This window comes from Hyphomonas sediminis, assembly GCF_019679475.1.
GTDB classification, from domain to species: domain Bacteria; phylum Pseudomonadota; class Alphaproteobacteria; order Caulobacterales; family Hyphomonadaceae; genus Hyphomonas; species Hyphomonas sediminis.
On sequence record NZ_JAIEZP010000001.1, the window covers coordinates 1,501,146 to 1,519,416 of the forward strand.

The window sequence follows — 18,271 nt, forward strand, 5'->3', positions numbered from 1 at the left end:
ACATATGAAACTCTATCATAGTCCGATGGCGCCCAATCCGGACCGCGTCGTTTTCTTCCTGCGTGCCAAGGGCAAGCTGGATCAGGTCGAGTTGCAGGAAATCTCGATCATGAACCAGGAGCACAAGAAGGAAGACTACCGCGAAGTCTCGCCTTTCTCGCAAGTGCCCGCCTTGATCCTTGATGATGGCACCAAGCTCACCGAGAGCCGCGCCATCTGCACCTATTTCGAAGGCATCTTCCCGGAGCCGAACCTGATGGGATCGGACGCGAAGGAGAAAGCGCTGATCGAGATGTGGGACCGGCGTGTGGAGCTGATGTTCTTCATCCAGTTTGCCACATGGTTCCGCAATTCCCACCCGATGATGGCGCCGCTGGAAGTGCCCCAAAGCGCGGAGGCTGCCGCCAAGGCGGAGAAGGCGGCCCGCAAGATGGCGGAACGCTTCGACCAGCATCTGGCAACCCATGAATTTGTCGCTGCCGATCGCTTCTCGATCGCAGACATCACGCTCTTCATCGCCTGCGGTTTCTGCCGTGTCATGAAATGGGCTCCGCACAAGGATCTTCCAGATCTTGGCCGCTGGTACCAGGCCATGGCCGCCCGCGGCTTCGCCGGCTGAGGCGCGCCGCTCTGTTGCTGGGTCCCGGTCTTTGCGCGTTCGCGCAAAGACCGGGACCCAGCCTTCCACCCCGCCGCCCCAATTTCCCCGCTCACATTCCGGGCTTTCAACGCGCGCCTTATGCGCTATTCAGAAGAATGCAGCAGCCGGGGGAATATTCATGCGGTTTCTGACAGTGGCGCTTCTTGCAGGCGCCTGTCTGATTGGGGCCAACTTTGTTGGCGCCTGTGCCCAGCGTTCGGTGTGGACGGTGCCCGTCCAGATCGCTTCCAATGAAGCGCTTGCCAAAGTCGCGCCCGTCGGCCGCCTGTCTGGCACGGCTCGCCCGGTCGCTTACCGGGTCGATCTCGATCTGGACCCCCGCGAAACGCATTTCTCCGGCCATGTGGAAATCGACATCGAGCTGGCCGCCGCCACCAATGGAATCTGGATGCATGGCGATGATCTGGGTGTTTCCCGTGTCACGGCCACGGCAGGCGGGGAAACGGTCGAGGCGAGCTGGGCAGAGGTGCTCGATACCGGCGTCGTCTGGGTCGGTTTCCCGCGCCGTCTTGAATCCCGCCGCGTCACCATCGCGATAGATTACACCGCCGCCTTCGATACCAGCCTCGCCGGCCTCTTCCGCGTCGAATCCCAGGGCAACTGGTACGCGCTCGCCAAGTCCGAAAGCATTCAGGCCCGCCGCTTCCTGCCGGGCTTCGATGAGCCGGGCTTCAAGGCGCCGTTCGAGGTGTCGATCACCGTGCCCGAAGGCATGCACGCGATTGCCAACACACCGGAAGTCGCGCGCGAGCCTGCCGGGGATGGCTATGAGACGATCCGCTTTGCGCCCTCTCGTCCGCTCTCCACCTATCTTCTGTCCACGGCCGTTGGAAACTTCGACAAGGTGGACCGCCCGCCGCTGCCGCCCAATGATGTGCGCCGCTTTGCCGTTCCGCTCACGGGTTACACGCGCGCGGGCAAGGGCGAGGAACTCGGCTTCGCGCTGGATCTCACGCCGGAGATGATGCGCGTCTTTGAAGAGATGCTGGGCCAGCCCTATCCCTATGACAAGCTCGACATCATCGCCGCGCCGCAATGGCCTTCGGGCGCTACGGAGCTTGCCGCCGCCATCACCTACCGCGAAGGCCGCATCCTGCGCGGGGAGAATGCCGGGCCGTCACTCGTCCGGGCGCTGAAGGAAATCCACGCGCATGAGATTGCCCATATGTGGTTTGGTAATCTCGTCACCCCGCCCTGGTGGGATGATCTCTGGCTGAAGGAGGCTTTCGCCACCTGGAGCGAAACAGCCGTCCTCGCCATCATGGAGCCGGACAATAATCACGAGCTGGCCGCCGTCGCCGATGGCCTCTCCGCCATGGGGCTCGACAGTCTCAAGGGCGTGCGCGCTGTGGCCGAGCCGATCAGCCGCAATGAAGATGTCCGCAACGCTTACGACGCGATTACCTATTCCAAAGGCCAGTCGGTCATCCGCATGGTCGACACCTATTTCGGGCCGGAAGTCCTGCGCCCGGCGCTTGGCCGCTACATCGCCCGTTTCGCCGATGGCGAGGCAGACAGCGCCCGCTTCTATGACGCCATCGGCAAGGCGAGTGGCGAGCGTGCTATCGGGCAGGTGTTTCAAAGCTTCGTCACCCAGCCCGGCGTGCCGGTCGTGTCCGCCCGCCCGGTCTGCAGTGCTGGCATTGCGAAGATCGAATTCAGCCAGGCGCGCTACCGCCCCATTGGGTCTGAGATCGAGCCCGGCGCCCAATGGATCATCCCGGTCTGCGCGGCCTGGCAGGACGGCGCCAATAGCGGGGAAGTCTGCACTCTGCTGAATGCGCCCAAGCGTACGGTCGATGTCCGCGGCGCCATCTGCCCGGATGTCATCGTGCCCAATGCCAAAGGCTCGGGCTATTACCGGTTTGATCTGCCTGCGGAGAACTGGCGCGCCCTGACGGAAAACTTTGCCAGCCTTGAGCCGCGCGAAGCCCTCGTCTCGCTCGACAGCGCGCAGGCGGGTTTCAATGCCGGCACGCTCGGCGCCGCCGAATATCTCGGCCTGCTGGAAGCCGCGCTCACCCATCCGCATGGCACGGTGCTTATTTCTACCCTCGGCGCATGGGACGCGCTCTTTGTCCAGCTGGGCGAAGGCGCCGGCCCGGCGCAGGCCCGCGCCTCGGCGGTGCTCGCCAGTCTTGCCGCGCCATCAGAGCCCGAAGCCCAGATGCGCCTGCGCGCCTTCCGCGCCGGCTCTCTCCATGAGCCCGAAGCCCGCGCCGCGCTGATCGCCGAGGCAGATGCTTTCCTCGCTGGCCGGGGCGAGCTTTCCAGCGATCTCTACGCCGCCGCCCTGCGCGCCGCGCTCGAAGATGGCGGCACCGCGATGTTCGACCGCGTGGTCGAAGCAACCTCCCGCATCGATGACGCTGTCTTCCTGCAGGCCGCGGCCAACACGCTCGGCGCCACCGCGTCGCCCGAAGACGCGGCCCGCGCGCTGGCCCTGATCTATGATGGCGGCATCAGCCAGCAGGTCAGCTTCTCGCTCGCCATGAGCCTGATGAATAATCCCGCCCACCGTCAGGCAACCTGGGACCGGGTCCGGTCGGATTTCCCCGGCTTCGTCTCGCGTCTCCCATCCCAGCTTCGCCGGGCCTCGCCCCGTCTGGCGCGGGCCTTCTGCGACCCGTCGGTCATCCCGGAACTTGATGCCCTGTTCGCCACCGGCGCGCGCGAGCTTGCCGGCCATGAGCGCGCACTCGCCGAGACGAAGGAGTCGCTCACCCTATGCGCGGCTCAACGCGCCCATGCCCTCGATGTCCTCGGCCCGGTCCTGAGCGGGCCGGAAATGCCTCAAAAAGACACAGAGTGACACTGTTTGTTCGTGAAATGACATCCCGCGTCCCCGAAAGGACGCGGGATGTGCTGTTTCCGGCGCTGCTTGCGCGCGTCAGGCGTTCTTGATCGTCAGCCCGCCATCGACCGGGATATGCACGCCATTGAGGAAGCTCGCCGCGGGCAAAACCAGTGAGAGCGTCATGTTCGCCACTTCCTCGGGAATGCCATATCGCCGAAGCGGTACGCGACGTTTTGCGTATATTTCCTTGTGTTCATTGGAAATTCCGGCGGTGATGCCGGTAATGATGGGGCCGGGGCAGATGCAGTTCACCGTGATGCCCTCGCGCCCCAGGTCCACCGCCAGGCCGCGCGTCAGGCCGATCACGCCATGCTTGGCCGCCACATAGGGAGAGTTGCCCGGCGTTGCCCCCAATCCTTCGGTGGACGCGATGTTGACTATCCGCCCCCAGCCGTTCTTGCGCATATAGGGCAGGGCCGCCCGGATCGCCCGCTGGTGCGAGGTCAGCATCACATTGATGCTCGGCCCCCAGCTGTCCTCATAGCTTTCCTCTCCGACCTGGCCCGGAATGGCGAACCCCGCATTATTGACGAGGATATCCATCCCGCCGAAATGCGCCGCTGCTTCATCCACCACCCGCTTGATCGCCGCGCCATCGCCGACGTCCAGCGCCCAGCCCTTGACGTGATCAATGCCGGCTGCCTTGATTTCATTGACGACTTTATCGACGTTTTCCTGTTTCAGGTCGGTGACGGCCACATTGGCCCCCTCCCGCGCAAAGAGGTGGGCGGTCGCCCGCCCCATCCCGCTGGCCGCGCCGGTGATCAGCGCCGTCTTGCCTTTGATACTTCTGGATAATTCCTGATAGGGCGGTTGTTCGCTCATACCTGTTTCCTCCGTTTCTTTATGGTCCCGGAGAAGTTCAGGACGGGCCGTCCATCCTCTCCGCTTACGATCCCGCGCACAAAGCTCAGCGAGCCGCCCTTGCGCAGCGTATCCCCGCGAGCCGTCAGCAACTCGCCCTCCAGCGCGCCATCAATGAATTCGGCCGTAAACGCCACCGTCACGCCATAGCTCCCCTCCATGGCCTCATGCCCGATTGCAAACAGGGCGAAGTCGGCAAAGGTCATCAGGCAACCGCCATGCACCACCCCGCCCGCATTCATGTGCTTTCTGGCCACGCGGAACGCAGCGACCGGCCCCTGGTCGTCGACCCGGAAGTAGAATGGCCCGGCGGTGTCATGTTCGAAAGGCTCTTCCGCCCAAGTCGTCCAGCCCGCGAACTCCCCCTGTTGCACAACCGTCGTGGACATCGGCACCCTCTCTTATCTGACTGCGGCAACCATACCCCTACGGCCCCCTTCGACAAGCGTGCCGTTGGGGCATAAAGTGCGTCTGGAAAGTGACAATCCGGGAGAAGAAACCCATGGCCTTTGACGCCGAAACCCGCGCCGCCCTGATCGAACAGGTGCGCCGCTTCGTGACTGAAACCTGCGTGCCGGTAGAGGCGCAGGTCTCCGAGGAAGACGCCGTTCCCCAGCATGTGGTCGATGCGATGAAGGAACTTGGCCTGTTCGGCGTGGCCGTTCCGGAGGAGTTTGGCGGCCTTGATCTCGACATGGAAACCGAATGCCTCGTTGCCATGGAGCTGGGGCAGACCTCGCCGGCATTCCGTTCGGTTGCAGGCACCAATATCGGCATTGGCAGCCAGGCGCTGGTCCTCTTCGGCACGCCCGAGCAGAAGCAGAAATGGCTGCCCGGCGTTGCCTCGGGCGACCTCATTGCCTCCTTCGCGCTGACCGAGCCTGAGGCTGGCTCTGACGCTGCCGGTCTCAAGACAAAAGCCGTCCGCGATGGCGACCACTACATCCTCAATGGCACCAAGCGCTACATCACCAACGCCAACAAGGCAGACCTCTTCACCGTCATGGCACGGACGAACCAGGATGAGCCGGGCGCGAAAGGCGTTTCCGCGTTCATCGTCGAGCGTGACACGCCGGGCCTCTCCGTGGGCAAGCCTGAAAAGAAGATGGGCCAGCAAGGCGCTCATATCTGCGACGTGATCTTCGAGAATGCCCGCGTGCCCGCCGCCAACATGATTGCCAGGGAAGGCGATGGTTTCAAGGTCGCCATGAGCGTTCTGGACAAGGGCCGCCTGCATATCTCAGCAGTGGCTACTGGCGTTTCCAAACGTCTTGTCCGCGAGATGGTGAACTATTCCCTGGAGCGCAAACAGTTCGGCAAGCCGATCTTCGAGCATCAGATGTTGCAGGCGCTGATCGCCGACAGCCAGGCGGAAACCTATGCCGCCGAGTGCATGCTCCTCGACGCCGCGCGCCGCCGAGACGCGGGCGAGGATATCACCATGCTTGCTTCGTGCACGAAGCTTTTCGCTACCGAAGCCTGTGGCCGCGTGGCTGACCGCGCCGTTCAGATCTTTGGCGGAGCAGGTTACGTTTCTGACTACGGCATTGAGCGGTTCTACCGCGATGTACGTATCTTCCGCCTTTACGAAGGCACCAGCCAGATCCAGCAGATCATCATCGCGCGGGAACTTGCCCGCGCAGCAAAAGCGGGGAACCTGTGATGTTTGAGCATGACCCGACCGACCCGCATGATGTCGGCCTGAATGCTGAGCGCCTCGCGGCAATCCCGGAATTCTTCCAGAAGAATTATCTCGATACGGGCAAACTGCCCTGCATGGCGACGCTGATTTCGCGCGGCGGCGAAGTCGCGCATGAAAGCTATATCGGCGCCACTGAAATGGGTGGCAGCACGCCCATCGGGCCGGAGACGATCTTCCGCATCTATTCGATGACGAAGCCGGTTACCTCGCTCGCCATCATGATGCTGTTCGAGGAAGGCAAGCTGCGCCTTGAGCATCCCGTCAGCCGCTACATTCCCGAATACAAGAATGTGAAGGTCTGGGCCGGCGGAACGGTTGACGCACCAAAGCTGAAAGACCCCGACCGGGAAATGACGATCCTTGATCTGATCACCCACACCGCCGGTCTCACCTACGGCTTCCTGATGCAGGACGAGACGGACGCCATCTACCGCAAGGAAAAGGTCGGCAATCCGAAGCAGACGCTGCAGGAAATGGCGCGCCAGATGGCAGGCCTGCCGCTGGCATTCTCGCCTGGAACCGAATGGCGCTACAGTCACTCCATTGATGTTCTCGGTGCGATCGTCGAGATTGTCACTGGTCAAGAGCTGGACGCGTTCTTCCGTGAGCGGATTTTTGGCCCGCTTGAGATGAACGATACCGACTTCTGGGTGCCGGAAGACAAGGTTCATCGCCTGATGGCGTGTTACCAGAAGGATGCCCAGACCGGTGAAACCACGTTGGCCGATCCTGCGGGTGCGGCCTCTCGCAGCTACGCCAAACGCCCGGTTCAGCTGAATGGCGGCGGCGGGCTTGCGTCCACTGTGCGCGACTATCATCGCTTTGCCCTGATGCTGCAGCGCGGCGGTTCGCTCGATGGTGCCCGCATCATCAGTCCCAAGACATGGGAGTTCATGCGCCAGAACCATCTGCCGGGGAACCAGACCATGCGCGGCATGGGCCGGTCGGCCTTCACTGAAGTGATGGCGGAAGGCGTCGGGTTTGGCCTCGGCGGCTCCGTCGTCACCGATGTCGTGCGTGCCGGCCAGCCGGGCAGCGAAGGCACGTTCAGCTGGGGCGGTCTTGCCTCCACATTCTTCTGGGTGGACCCGGAAGAAGAGCTGATCGCGGTGCAGGCTACCCAGCTTATGCCGTCATCGACCTACCCGATGCGACTGCAGCTACAACAACTCGTATATGCGGCGATTGACTGGTGAGCGAAGAAGCAAAAAATCCGATCCGTGAAGCCATCCTTGAGCTGACTGCCGCGCGCGGTGTCGGCGGAACGATTGCCCCGGAAGATGCGGCGAAAGTTGTCAGCACAGACCGGTGGCAGAAACTGCTTCCGGATGTGAGGGCTGAAGCTGTCCGTCTGGCGAAAGACGGCGCTATCTCGATCTATCGCAAGGGGCGTCCGGTTGATCCGGATACGTTCAAGGGCGTCTATCGGCTTGGCCTGCCGGGCAAGGTGCTCGGCTCTGCTGAAAGCTGATCGCTTGGGGGAGGCAGTCACCCCGCGCCCGTCTTCGCGTCTCGTGATCGTGACGCCGGACGGGCGCGCGTTGCTGTTCCGCTTCCGCTTTCCGGAGCGCTCTTTCTGGGGAACGCCCGGCGGCGCGCTCGCCGATGGCGAAGACTATGCACAAGCAGCCCGGCGAGAGCTTTGGGAAGAGACGGGTATCACCGCCGAAATCGGCGGTGAATTTCATCGGCGTGAGACCACCTATCGCGGCCCGCATGGAAACCTCATCTATGCCGATGAGCGCTTTTTCTCGGTGCAGGTGGCGGGGCCGCGGATGGACAATCAGGCATGGGAAGCAATCGAGCGCGATATTATTCAGGAAGTCGCCTGGATGACGCCAGCGGAGATCCGGAGGCTGACTGATCCGGTGTTTCCTGAGAATTTTGCCGATCTCGTTGAGGCCGTGCATCGGGGTTTCAAATAGTCATGGCAAAGGCGCCCGATCCCTTTCACGAATTCGTCGCAGAGCTTTTTTCCGGCGCTGGTCCGGTCAGTATCCGGCGAATGTTCGGCGGGGCCGGTGTCTATCAGGACGGCGTAATGTTCGCGCTTCTTGCCGATGACCAGATCTACCTGAAAGTAGATGAGGCGCTGCGAGCTGATCTCTATGCGGAAGGGAGTACGCCCTTCATCTATCTTCGCGCCGCAGACGCAAAGCCGGTTGATCTCGGTTATGTGAGCCTGCCGTCAGCGGCGCTGGATGATCCCGATGACGCGGTCGTTTGGGCGCGGCGGGCGATTGGCATCGCGCGGGCGGCCAAGGCGAAGAGTGGGCTGAAAAAGCGCAAACCCAGAACCGTTTGAGTTCAGGCTACGGCAGGCTGAGCGACGGGGTTTTCCAGAGAAAAGGCGTGGTCGGACGACCCATGCGTGCGCAAGTGCAGCAGGCGTTGATAGCCGTCTTCCAGCGTGAAATGCTCCCGCTCCGGTGCCCACCACATGACGAAGCCAGGACCTTCGCTCCGGTCGATTTCCTGAGCGAGGCGGCGCATGCCCGGCGGATGAGTGCGGCCGGAATAGGTGAATTGTTTGAGGTCTTCCAGCGACCGCCAGACCGCCATGGTCGAAATGTGCGGCGAGCCCCAGTCTGCGGGATAGGGGAAGGCGTCCCCATAGGAGCGCCAGGTGCCATCCGGGCAGCGAAGGCCATGATTGTGGAAGTGAACGCCGTCGAACTGGTCGGCATCAGTGAAGATGCGCGGCAGAATCGACAGGAAGGTTTTAACGTAGGGGTTTTCGAGAGTGAAGGAGCCGAGGGGGCGCACACAATTGAAATGAATCAGTCTGAAGCCCATCGGCCCTTGTCCCCATTCAGGCTGGTTTTCGCCACTCTATGGGGACAAGGTTGATTAGTCTTTAAGAGAAAGTCGGTCGTTTTTTAACAATCTAAAGTTACTTTCCTTTGAACTCTGCCGGGCGCTTCTGAAGGAAGGCGCTGACGCCTTCGCGGAAATCGCTGGTGCGGCCGGCGGTACGCTGGGCGACACGCTCGCCATGCAGGGCCGATCCCATGTCGGATTCGCTGGCTTCCCAGATCAGCTTGCGCGTCAGGGCGAGGGCGACCGTCGGACCGGTGGCGAGCTTTTGGGCGAAGTCGAGCGCGGTCGGCAGCAGGTCGGCGTCTTCAACCACGCGGTTGACGAGGCCCCAGCTCATGGCTTGTTCGGCGGAAACTTTTTCGCCGAGAAGCGCCATTTCCATAGCGCGGGCGCGGCCGATTGTGCGCGCCAGCAGCCAGGTGGAGCCACCATCAGGCACCAGGCCGATGCGGCGGAAGGCCTGCAGGAAGTAGGCGCCTTTCGAGGCGATCACGAGGTCGCCCATCAGGCCGATGGCGCAGCCAACGCCGGCAGCCGCGCCGTTGACGGCGGTGATCACCGGATGGGGATGTTCGCGGATGGCCGTGACGAGCGGGTTGTAAAAAGCGTCGAGCGATTTGCCGGCGTCTGGCTTGGAGCCGGGGAAGGCGATTTCGGGGCCGGAGCCCATGCCGCCGAGATTGGCGCCCGAGCAAAAGCCGCGGCCCTTGCCGGTCAGGATGGTGCAGCGGGCTTCGTCGGCGGCGACTTCAAAGGCGTGCAGCAGCTCGATCGCCGTGTCGACACCGCAAGCGTTCAGCGTCTTGTCGTCGTTGAAAGCGATGATCGCGGTATCGCCATTGCGCTCATAGGAAATCTTCTCGTACGTCGCCATTGGCGTCTCCCTGCTGTCCTGATCTGTGTTGGCATGGGTTCTAAAGCGAAGCTTTCGCTCCGTGAACGCCTCACGCCGGGTAAGCGGATTTCACAGCCTATTGGGGAAATGCTGAACAGGCGCTACATTGTTCAGCGACCATATAAGGGATTGGGAGAATCTAGAATGGCCCTCGACGCCGCGCCGGCTACCGGCATGAATGCACTGCTCGCCAAACAGAAGGCGGCACACCTGCGCGACGGCATTCCGTCGCTGCAGAAACGGATAGAATGGCTGGATAAGTCGATCGACCTTCTGGCGACCCATGGCGAGGCCCTCAGCGATGCGATGTGCGCCGATTTCGGCCATCGCTCTAAGGACCAGTCCAACCTGACCGACATTGCCGGCTCCATCGGCGCGCTGAAACACGCCAAGGCGCACGTGGCCAAATGGATGAAGCCGGAAAAGCGCAAGGTGGAATTTCCGCTCGGCCTGCTTGGCTCGAAAGCGGAGCTGCAATTCCAGCCTAAAGGCGTGATCGGCGTCATCAGCCCGTGGAACTTCCCGGTAAACCTGACCTTCACGCCGCTGGCCGGCGTGTTTGCGGCGGGCAACCGTTGCATGATCAAGCCTTCGGAGTTTACCGAAGCGACTTCGGAACTGATGCGGGAACTGATCGCGAAATACTATTCGCCTGAAGAGTGCGTCGTCGTTACCGGCGGCCCCGATGTCGGCGCGGAGTTCACGAAGCTCGCCTTCGACCACATCCTTTTCACCGGGGCGACGTCTGTGGCCAAGCATGTGATGCGGGCAGCGGCGGACAATCTGGTTCCCCTGACGCTGGAACTTGGCGGCAAGAGCCCGGTGATCCTCGGCCGATCCGCCGACCTTCAGAAGGCGGCGAGCCGGATCATGGCAGGTAAAACGCTGAACGCCGGGCAGATCTGTCTGGCCCCGGATTATGCGTTCGTGCCTAAAGAGAAGACGCAGGATTTCGTAATGGCAGCCACCAAGGCGGTTGAGACGATGTATGCGTCGGGGCTGAAGGAAAATGACGATTACACCTCGATCGTCAATCAACGCCACTATGACCGTATTGCCGGTTATGTCGAAGATGCCCGGTCGAAGGGCGCCCAGGTGATCGAACTTAATCCGAAGGGAGAGAATTTCTCCCAGCAGCCTCATCACAAGATCCCACCGACGATCATCGTAGATCCGACCGATGACATGAAGGTGATGCAGGACGAAATCTTCGGACCGATCCTGCCGATCAAATCCTATGGCGATGCCAAGGACGCCGTGGCCTATATCAACGCGCATGAACGCCCGCTGGGCCTCTATTATTTCGGTGAGGACGAAGGCGAAAAGAGCTTTGTGCTGAACAATACCACTTCGGGCGGCGTGACCGTGAACGATGTGATTTTCCACGTTGCTCAGGAAGACCTGCCCTTCGGCGGCGTCGGCCCTTCGGGCATGGGCGCCTATCATGGCCGCGAGGGCTTCCTCGAATTCAGCCACAAGAAGGCGATCTATTCCCAGACCAAGAGCGAACTGCTCGCCATGATGCGTCCGCCCTATGGCGACAAATACCGCGCGCAGGTCAAAGGCCGGATGAAGAAATAGGATCTGTCTTTCAGGCGATCGTGAGGCGCTGGCGGGGAGACCTGCCGGCGCTTTTCTTTTGGCGCAGCAGCAGCGGCCGGAACGCACGCTTTGGGGCGTGGCCGGCGGGGTGCGCGCTGCGGGTTGGCGGGCGCTTAAGACGTGTCGGGGGCGTGCCCGCTGATCCTTCGACTTCGCTCAGGATGAGCTTCGTTGGGGCGTCGCTTTTTGGGCGTCTTCCCGGAATTTGCGGCGCAAATGTCCGGGATCCAGGGGGCTGGGGGAAGCCTGGGTCCCGGTCTTCGCTTGCAGCGAAACCGGGATGACGGGCTGAGAGGGCGGAGGCCCTCACCCCGGCCCTCTCCCGGAGGGAGAGGGGGCGCGTTGTGTCTGGGGGCGTCGTTGTGGGTACGCGCCGTGTCAGACTGTGTATTTTTGAGGCATTTCGGGGACGGTTCAGGCCGTTTCGGGCGCGATTGTGCGCACGCCTTTGTCGCCGCGTTTCAGGATGGCGGTGACGGCGAGGTCGGCGGTGACGTTGCCGACGGTGCGGAAGATGTCCGGGATGACTTCGACGGCGAGCAGCAGGGGCAGAAGCTCGATCGGGGCGCCCATGGCAAAGCAGATGGGGACGACCGAGACGAAGAAGCTGACCTGGCCCGGAAGGCCGACTGAAGAGATCGACACGGCGAAGGCGACGAGGCCGGCGGCGAGCATCTGGCCGGGCGTCGGCGTGATGCCGGAGACGTGGCAGATGAAGAGGGCGACGGCGAGATTGGCGACCGGGCTGGTAAGGCGGAAGACGGCGACCGACAATGGAAGCACGAGACCGGCGACATGCTCAGGCACATCCAGGTTGCGCCGCGCGCTTTCGACCATGACCGGCAGCGTGCCGATGGACGACTGGGTGGAGAAGGCGACGACCTGTGCTTCAGAAACGGCGCGGGCAAAGCGCAAGGGACCGACGCCGGCGAAGATGGCGGCGAGCGGATAGCAGATGAGCACGACGGCGATACAGGCGGCCGAGACCAGCACGACATAATGGAAGAGGGCGCCGGTGGAGCCGAGGCCGCCGCGCAGGCCGAGCGTGAGCGCCAGAGCGAAGACGCCGACGGGCGCGGCCCAGAGCACCCATTTGACGATGACGATCATCGCATCGGCCACCGCATCGAAGAAGGAGACGAGTAGCACGCGCTGCTGGTCTGGCAGGCGGGTAACGGCGAAGGCAAAGAAGAGGGCGAAGATGACCAGCGGCAGGATGGCGTTGCTGGCTGCCGCGGCGAGCGGGTTTGACGGGATGAGCGAGGTGACCCAGGCGGCAAAGTCGATCGTCTGGGGCGCGGCAACTTCGCCGCCGGTGGCCCCGGCGATCAGGGCGCGGGCGCTCTCCGGGTTTACCGGCAGGGCGGCAAGGGCGGCCTCGACGCCGATGAAGGTGAGGATCGTTGCGCCGATGAGCAGCGCGGTAAACCAGCCAACGGCGCGGGCGGCAAGGCGGCCAGCGGACATCGCATCGGAGACCGCCGCCACGCCAACGACGAGGAGCGAGAAGACCAGCGGGATGACCGTCATCTGAAGGCAGCCGAGCCAGACCGAGCCGATGGCCTGCGCGGTCTTCAACAGCCATTCCGGCGCAGGGCTGCCGCCGGCGATGAGCGCGCCGCCGATGAGGCCGAGAGCCAGCGCGGCGAGAACGCGCGCTGACAGCGATTTCAGAAAAGACATGCCAAGCCTCCCATTTGCCCTGCCTAGCTTCTGAGCATCGCATGGGCGGAGGCGCAAGCGCCGATGGGCATCTTGGGGGGGGCGGAGCGGCGTCGAGAGGGCGGTATACCCTCACCCCCAACCCCCTCTCCCTTGGGGAGAGGGGGCTTTGAGGTTAGCGGCGGCCGCGTTTGAGGTCTTCGGCGATCTGGATGTCGGCTTCGTCGCCGGTGATCCGATGACGGTAGACCTGGATATTCTCGAGCACGCGCTGGACGTAGTTGCGGGTTTCCGAGAAGGGGATGAACTCCACCCAGTCGACCGGATCGATCTGGCCGGTGCGCGGGTCGCCATAATCGCGGGCCCACTGGCTGGGGCGGGAGGGGCCGGCGTTATAGGCGGCAGCCGTCATGATGTAGCTGCCATTGAATTGCTTGAGCAGCGTATCGAGGTGGAGGCCGCCGAGGGTCATGTTGTAACCCGGATCGTCCGTCAGCCAGGATTGCTGATAGGGCATGCCGCGCAGGCGGGCTTCATTGCGCGCGGTCGACGGCATGAACTGCATCAGGCCGAGGGCGCCGACGGAGCTGCGGGCTTTCGGGTTGAACTCGCTTTCCTGGCGCGTGATGGCGAGGATGAAGGCCTGCTCCACCTGCGGCTGGCGCGACAGCGGATGCATCAGGACAGGATAGGCCGCATCGGGCGCAACGACGCCTTTGAAGAGGCCGGCCTTGCCCGCGCGCACGGCGGTGTCGGGCTGGTCGAACTGGTGGTTCACCCGGGCGAGCAATTCAAATTCGGCGGGCGTGGAGAGAATGTCGTCGAGATGGTGGGAGAAGGTGCGGTAGGTGCCCATCTCGCGGGTTTCGCCGATGAGGCGCAGGGCCTTGACCATCGGGTCATTCTCGAAGGCTTCGATTTCCTCCGGAGCCGGAACAATCGACGGGCCGAGATGGATCTTGCGATCCCCGAGGCGCTCTGCCGAGAGCTGTCCGTAATAGGTGTATTTGTGGCCGGCGGCGGCGCCATAGGCGAGGGTGGCCTGTTCGGGCTGGCCCAGCGCATCGCGGGCGCGCCCGGTCCAATACTGGCCGCGCGAGAGGCTGACCGGGGAGGAGACGCCGTTGGTCATCGTCTCGAAATGCTTCACGCCGCGCGCGGCATCGCCATTCAGACGCAGGGCGATCCAGCCGGAGATCCATTCGGCCTCGGCAAAGTCTGCCCCTTCGGACATGCCATGGGGCGCGGCCATCTGGTAGGCACGGGTGTAGTTGCGGGCTTTGAGATCATTGCGGATGGCGATGGCGCGCTCGTCCCAGAGGCGGCCACGGCCCGCGGCGGGCACGTCCTTGCCGTTGATCTGGGTCAGCAGGGGCGCGACGCTGTCGTCGAGATCCTTGGCGCGGCGCCAGCGGGCGCGTTCGTAGAGCAGGCCCGGATGGGACTGGAGATTGGCAGGTACGGCCTGGATGGCGGCGTCGACATTCCTCGCGCGCTTGGACAGGGCAATGCGCGCATCGGTGAGCTTGCGATAATCGGCGGTGAGCTGGGGCTTGAGGGCCTCGGCATTGGAGCGCTGGCCGGTCCAGAGAAGGAAGTCGACGCGGGCGCGGTGATCGTCCTGGCTGAGCGACTGGCCCCAGCGGGCGAGCACGGTGCGCTGGAGGCTCGAATCCATCGAATTGTTGCGCCAGGCATCGCGGATCACTTCCTCGGCGCGGGCAGACTGGCCGGTGGCGCGCAGGGCGTTGGCGAGGGCGACCTTGCCGGCGCCGGTGATGGGCCCGGATTCCTCCAGCCATTTCACCTTCGCCTCGGAGGAGAGGTTTGACTGGTCGATGATCTCTTCGGCGCGGCGGCGCATCTTGGAGGTCTGCGGCCAGGTGGAGAGGGTGGTGAGAGCGTAGCTGAGCTCGTCGAACGTCATGCCGGGCACGCCATCGGAGGCGCGCTTCCAGAGGATGACATCGCGGACGGTCTCGTCCGACGCATCGTATTGCAGGCGGGAAAGCTCGCTCCAGGCGCCGCGATCAGCCGCGCGGAAGGCGGCGGTGACCTGGGCAACCGAGCCGGGATTGGCGGTCAGCACATTGATGGCGCCGGGAAACGCGCCGGGCGTTGCAGCCGGCGTTGTGGGGGCGACCGCCGGGCCGGTGGCGCCGGGCAGCTGAACGCCGGGGGTGAGCGGGCGCAGGATGGGCGCGGGCAGCGTTTCCCCGCTGGGCGCGGCCGCCGGAACCGGAGAATCGGCGCGCGGCTTCAGGCTGGGCGCCTCAGGCCGGGATGCGGCAGACGTGCCCGTAAGAAGGAAAGAAATCGCGACAAAAACAGCGGAAATGCGGATCATGGAACAGCTCACCCGAGTTTATTTCTGCGCCAAAGCGTGACAAGTCAGAAGACTGAGCCTAGCACGCAAATCCCAACCAATCCCTGAACGGCACGTTAAAATGTTTCACGGCTCAATCCCAGCCCTTGTAACACCCTTCAAGAATGGCGCCCTCGACCGGGCTGCCTTCGCCAACCTTGTGGAGCGCCAGATCGCCGGCGGCTCTGCGGCGCTGGTGCCGGTCGGCACGACGGGCGAAACCTCCACCCTCTCGACCGAAGAGCATAAGGAGGTTGTCTCGCTGTGTGTTGACGTGGCGGCAGGACGCGTGCCGGTGATCGCCGGGGCGGGCTCCAACTCCACCGATGAGGCGATTGACCTTGTGGCCCATGCCAAGGCCGTGGGCGCGGACGCCGCGCTGGTCGTCTGCCCGTATTACAACAACCCCAACCAGGACGGCCTCTACGCTCATTTCAAAGCCATCAACGATGCCGTGGCCCTGCCTGTCGTGCTTTATAATGTACCGGGACGTACCGTGGTGGACCTGAAACCGGAAACCGTGGCGCGGCTGGCGAAGCTGCCCAACGTGGTCGGCATCAAGGACGCGACCGGCGATATGGACCGCGTGAGCCTGCATTCGGCGCTGATCGCGGAAACGGAACAGTTCGTTCTGTTGTCGGGCGACGACCCGTCTGCGCTCGGCTTCCTGGCCATGGGCGGGGCAGGCTGTATCTCTGTGACGGCGAATGTGATGCCGGAAGCCTGCGCGGCAATGCACAAGGCGTTCTATGCCGGCGACCTGAAAACCGCGCAGGAAATCGAGCGCCGGCTGATCCAGCTGCACCGCGCGATGTTCTGCTCGCCCTCGCCGGGGCCGGCGAAATATGCGCTCTCGCGCCTCGGCCTTTGCGCGCCGGATGTGCGCCTGCCGCTGACCGGGCCGGACGCGACGGCCTGCGAACAGGTCGACGTGGCCATGGCGCTGGCGGGCCTGAGCACCTAAGTAGCGTTGATGGCAACGAAGAAGAACGAACAGATCAAAGGCCGGACCGACGGGCTGGTGGCGGAAAACCGCCGCTCCCGGCGCGATTATTCCGTGGAGGATACGCTGGAGGCCGGCGTGATGCTGGTGGGCTCCGAGGTGAAATCCCTGCGCGAGGGCCGCGCCAACATCGCCGAGGCCTATGCCTCGGTGGAGCAGGGCGAGCTGTGGCTGATCAATGCCGAAATCCAGACCTATGCCGGGGCCAACCAGTTCAACCATGAGCCGCGCCGGAAACGGAAGCTGCTCGTCTCCAAGCGCGAACTGGCGAAGCTGAGCCAGGAAATCGAGCGGGCGGGGCGTACCATCGTGCCGCTGAAACTCTATTTCAACGACAAGGGCCGGGCGAAACTCCTGATCGGCGTCGCCACCGGCCGCAAGAACCACGACAAGCGCGAAAACGAAGCCAAGCGCGACTGGGCGCGGCAGAAGGCGCGGATCTTGAAGGCGGGCTGAGCCTGCCGGTTTTGCGGCGCTCTGAAATTCCTCGCATCGTCTTCCCGGAATTTGCGGAGCAAATGTCCGGGAACCCGTTCTTCAGAAAGGCTGGGTCCCGGTCTTCACCCCGGATCAAGTCCGGGGCGAAACCGGGATGACGGTCCCATAAGCAGGATGGGTGCGGCGGCCCTCACCTCCCACGCCCTTCGGGCGCGGGCCCCTCCTCTCCCGGAGGGAGAGGGGTTTAACCGCGCCATCTCAATGCAACAGTTCGGCTGTATGCCACTTGCTCCTCTCCCTCCGGGAGAGGAGGGGCCCATTGCGCAGCAATGGGAGGTGAGGGGCCTACACGTTCAGATCAAAGACCATCTTCATGGCGCCCTCTGTGCGCTTGTCGAAGATGTCATACGCGCGGGCGCCGTCTGACAGGGGCATCGTGTGGGTGATGTATTTCTCCGGCTTGATGCGGCCGGACTGGACGAGCGGGATCAGTTCGGGCCATTCCTGGGGAACTGAACATGTCCCGATACGGAAGGTGAGGCCCATGCCGAAGGCTTTCGACATCGGGAACTCGAACGTGCGGTCCTGAGCGACGCCGACGACCGAGACCGTGCTGCGCTTGCCCGAGAGGCCGAGGGCGGCGCGGATGGTGGCCGAATGGCCGACGGCTTCGATGACGCTGTCGCACATGCGGCCTTTGGTGGCCTCCTGGATGATGGCGCGGGCATCTGCCGGGTCTGGCGTTTCAAGGCCGATGGCGCGGCCGGCGGCGCGGCGCTCTTCCACAAGGTCGATCCCGAAGACGCGCGAGGCGCCCATGATGAAGGCCGCTTCTGCCGCCAGCAGGCCAATAGGACCAAGACCGACGACGGCGACGGTGGCGCCGCGCTGGATGTCGGCATTGCGGGCACCGAACCAGGCGGTGGCGAGGGCGTCGGTCATCATCAGGGCCTGATCGAGGCTGATGCCGTCCGGGATTTTCTGGGCGTTGAAGTCGGCGGCGGGTACACGGACGGCTTCGGCCTGGCAGCCCTGGAGCTTTGAGGAGAGGCCGTAGCAGCTGCCCGAGTTTGTTTCGCAACGGTTGACCACGCCGGCGAGGCAGGCGCGGCACTGGCCGCACCCGACGGCCGCCGAGATCATGACCTTGTCGCCCACTTTCAGCTGGCGGACGCCGCGGCCAATTTCGACCACTTCGCCGACCGCCTCATGGCCGACGCAATAGCCGGTATCCTCCGAGAAGGTTTCGCCATGATAGATGTGCAGGTCGCTGCCGCAGATGGCGCATTTATCGACCTTGATGATCGCGTCGCGGTCATCCTGCAGGTCGGGGTCTTTCATCGACTCGAAGGCGATGTCGCGCGGGCCGCGATAGACGAGAGCTTTCATGGCGAATCCTCCT

At 63.5% G+C, this 18,271-nt stretch carries 17 protein-coding genes; 10 read left to right on the top strand and 7 right to left on the bottom strand.

Going from position 1 to position 18,271, the window contains the following annotated elements:
- Positions 1 to 4 precede the first annotated feature (4 nt).
- Complete coding sequence (locus tag K1X12_RS07560; RefSeq protein ID WP_220987002.1) at positions 5 to 619, top strand: glutathione S-transferase family protein; 615 nt, start codon at positions 5 to 7, stop codon at positions 617 to 619.
- Between the two features lie 160 nt (positions 620 to 779).
- The gene (locus K1X12_RS07565; protein WP_220987003.1) at positions 780 to 3,473 is read left to right on the top strand and encodes a M1 family metallopeptidase; all 2,694 of its coding nucleotides are present in this window, start codon (positions 780 to 782) and stop codon (positions 3,471 to 3,473) included.
- Positions 3,474 to 3,551: 78 nt separating this feature from the next.
- On the opposite strand, the gene K1X12_RS07570 is transcribed toward K1X12_RS07565, so the two are convergent.
- The gene (locus K1X12_RS07570) at positions 3,552 to 4,343 is read right to left on the bottom strand and encodes an SDR family NAD(P)-dependent oxidoreductase (protein ID WP_220987004.1); all 792 of its coding nucleotides are present in this window, start codon (positions 4,341 to 4,343) and stop codon (positions 3,552 to 3,554) included.
- Entirely contained in the window at positions 4,340 to 4,771 is a 432-nt protein-coding gene (locus tag K1X12_RS07575) for a PaaI family thioesterase (RefSeq protein WP_220987005.1), read from the bottom strand. Before K1X12_RS07575 ends, K1X12_RS07570 begins: the two co-directional genes overlap by 4 nt.
- 113 nt (positions 4,772 to 4,884) lie before the next feature.
- Here K1X12_RS07575 and K1X12_RS07580 point away from each other — a divergent pair, with 113 nt between their 5' ends.
- The 5 genes from K1X12_RS07580 to K1X12_RS07600 are packed head-to-tail and all read left to right on the top strand — an operon-like array spanning position 4,885 to position 8,389.
- Entirely contained in the window at positions 4,885 to 6,045 is a 1,161-nt protein-coding gene (locus K1X12_RS07580; protein ID WP_220987006.1) for an acyl-CoA dehydrogenase family protein, read from the top strand.
- Positions 6,045 to 7,280 carry a serine hydrolase domain-containing protein gene (locus K1X12_RS07585; RefSeq protein WP_225907912.1) on the top strand — a complete coding sequence of 412 codons (1,236 nt, stop codon included), beginning with the start codon at positions 6,045 to 6,047 and terminating at the stop codon, positions 7,278 to 7,280. Before K1X12_RS07580 ends, K1X12_RS07585 begins: the two co-directional genes overlap by 1 nt.
- Complete coding sequence (locus K1X12_RS07590) at positions 7,277 to 7,555, top strand: DUF3253 domain-containing protein (RefSeq protein WP_369426073.1); 279 nt, start codon at positions 7,277 to 7,279, stop codon at positions 7,553 to 7,555. Before K1X12_RS07585 ends, K1X12_RS07590 begins: the two co-directional genes overlap by 4 nt.
- Before the next feature lie 4 nt (positions 7,556 to 7,559).
- Positions 7,560 to 8,009: an NUDIX hydrolase gene (locus tag K1X12_RS07595; protein ID WP_220987007.1), complete on the top strand. Its 450-nt coding sequence runs from the start codon at positions 7,560 to 7,562 to the stop codon at positions 8,007 to 8,009.
- A 2-nt stretch (positions 8,010 to 8,011) separates the two neighbouring features.
- Positions 8,012 to 8,389: a TfoX/Sxy family protein gene (locus K1X12_RS07600; RefSeq protein ID WP_220987008.1), complete on the top strand. Its 378-nt coding sequence runs from the start codon at positions 8,012 to 8,014 to the stop codon at positions 8,387 to 8,389.
- Between the two features lie 2 nt (positions 8,390 to 8,391).
- Here the strand turns inward: K1X12_RS07600 and K1X12_RS07605 are convergent, their stop codons facing one another.
- Both K1X12_RS07605 and K1X12_RS07610 read right to left on the bottom strand, forming a co-directional pair.
- Entirely contained in the window at positions 8,392 to 8,880 is a 489-nt protein-coding gene (locus K1X12_RS07605) for a DUF3291 domain-containing protein (RefSeq protein WP_220987009.1), read from the bottom strand.
- A 97-nt stretch (positions 8,881 to 8,977) separates the two neighbouring features.
- Complete coding sequence (locus K1X12_RS07610) at positions 8,978 to 9,778, bottom strand: enoyl-CoA hydratase/isomerase (RefSeq protein WP_220987010.1); 801 nt, start codon at positions 9,776 to 9,778, stop codon at positions 8,978 to 8,980.
- A 165-nt stretch (positions 9,779 to 9,943) separates the two neighbouring features.
- Between K1X12_RS07610 and K1X12_RS07615 the strand changes: the two genes are divergently transcribed.
- Positions 9,944 to 11,380 carry a coniferyl aldehyde dehydrogenase gene (locus tag K1X12_RS07615; RefSeq protein ID WP_220987011.1) on the top strand — a complete coding sequence of 479 codons (1,437 nt, stop codon included), beginning with the start codon at positions 9,944 to 9,946 and terminating at the stop codon, positions 11,378 to 11,380.
- A 435-nt stretch (positions 11,381 to 11,815) separates the two neighbouring features.
- Here K1X12_RS07615 and K1X12_RS07620 read toward each other — a convergent pair whose 3' ends face one another.
- Positions 11,816 to 13,084, bottom strand: a complete 1,269-nt coding sequence (locus K1X12_RS07620; protein ID WP_220987012.1) for a dicarboxylate/amino acid:cation symporter — start codon at positions 13,082 to 13,084, stop codon at positions 11,816 to 11,818.
- Positions 13,085 to 13,238: 154 nt separating this feature from the next.
- On the bottom strand, positions 13,239 to 15,410 hold the full coding sequence (locus K1X12_RS07625; RefSeq protein ID WP_220987013.1) for a lytic transglycosylase domain-containing protein: 2,172 nt from the start codon (positions 15,408 to 15,410) through the stop codon (positions 13,239 to 13,241).
- Positions 15,411 to 15,510: 100 nt separating this feature from the next.
- Here K1X12_RS07625 and dapA point away from each other — a divergent pair, with 100 nt between their 5' ends.
- Together dapA and smpB are read left to right on the top strand one after the other, a co-directional pair.
- Positions 15,511 to 16,392, top strand: coding sequence for a 4-hydroxy-tetrahydrodipicolinate synthase (gene dapA, locus K1X12_RS07630; RefSeq protein ID WP_220987014.1), 882 nt, complete (start codon positions 15,511 to 15,513; stop codon positions 16,390 to 16,392).
- A gap of 9 nt (positions 16,393 to 16,401) precedes the next feature.
- Positions 16,402 to 16,887, top strand: coding sequence for an SsrA-binding protein SmpB (gene smpB / locus K1X12_RS07635; protein WP_220987015.1), 486 nt, complete (start codon positions 16,402 to 16,404; stop codon positions 16,885 to 16,887).
- A 327-nt stretch (positions 16,888 to 17,214) separates the two neighbouring features.
- Here the strand turns inward: smpB and K1X12_RS07640 are convergent, their stop codons facing one another.
- Positions 17,215 to 18,258 carry an alcohol dehydrogenase family protein gene (locus tag K1X12_RS07640; protein WP_220987016.1) on the bottom strand — a complete coding sequence of 348 codons (1,044 nt, stop codon included), beginning with the start codon at positions 18,256 to 18,258 and terminating at the stop codon, positions 17,215 to 17,217.
- Between the last annotated feature and the right edge of the window lie 13 nt (positions 18,259 to 18,271).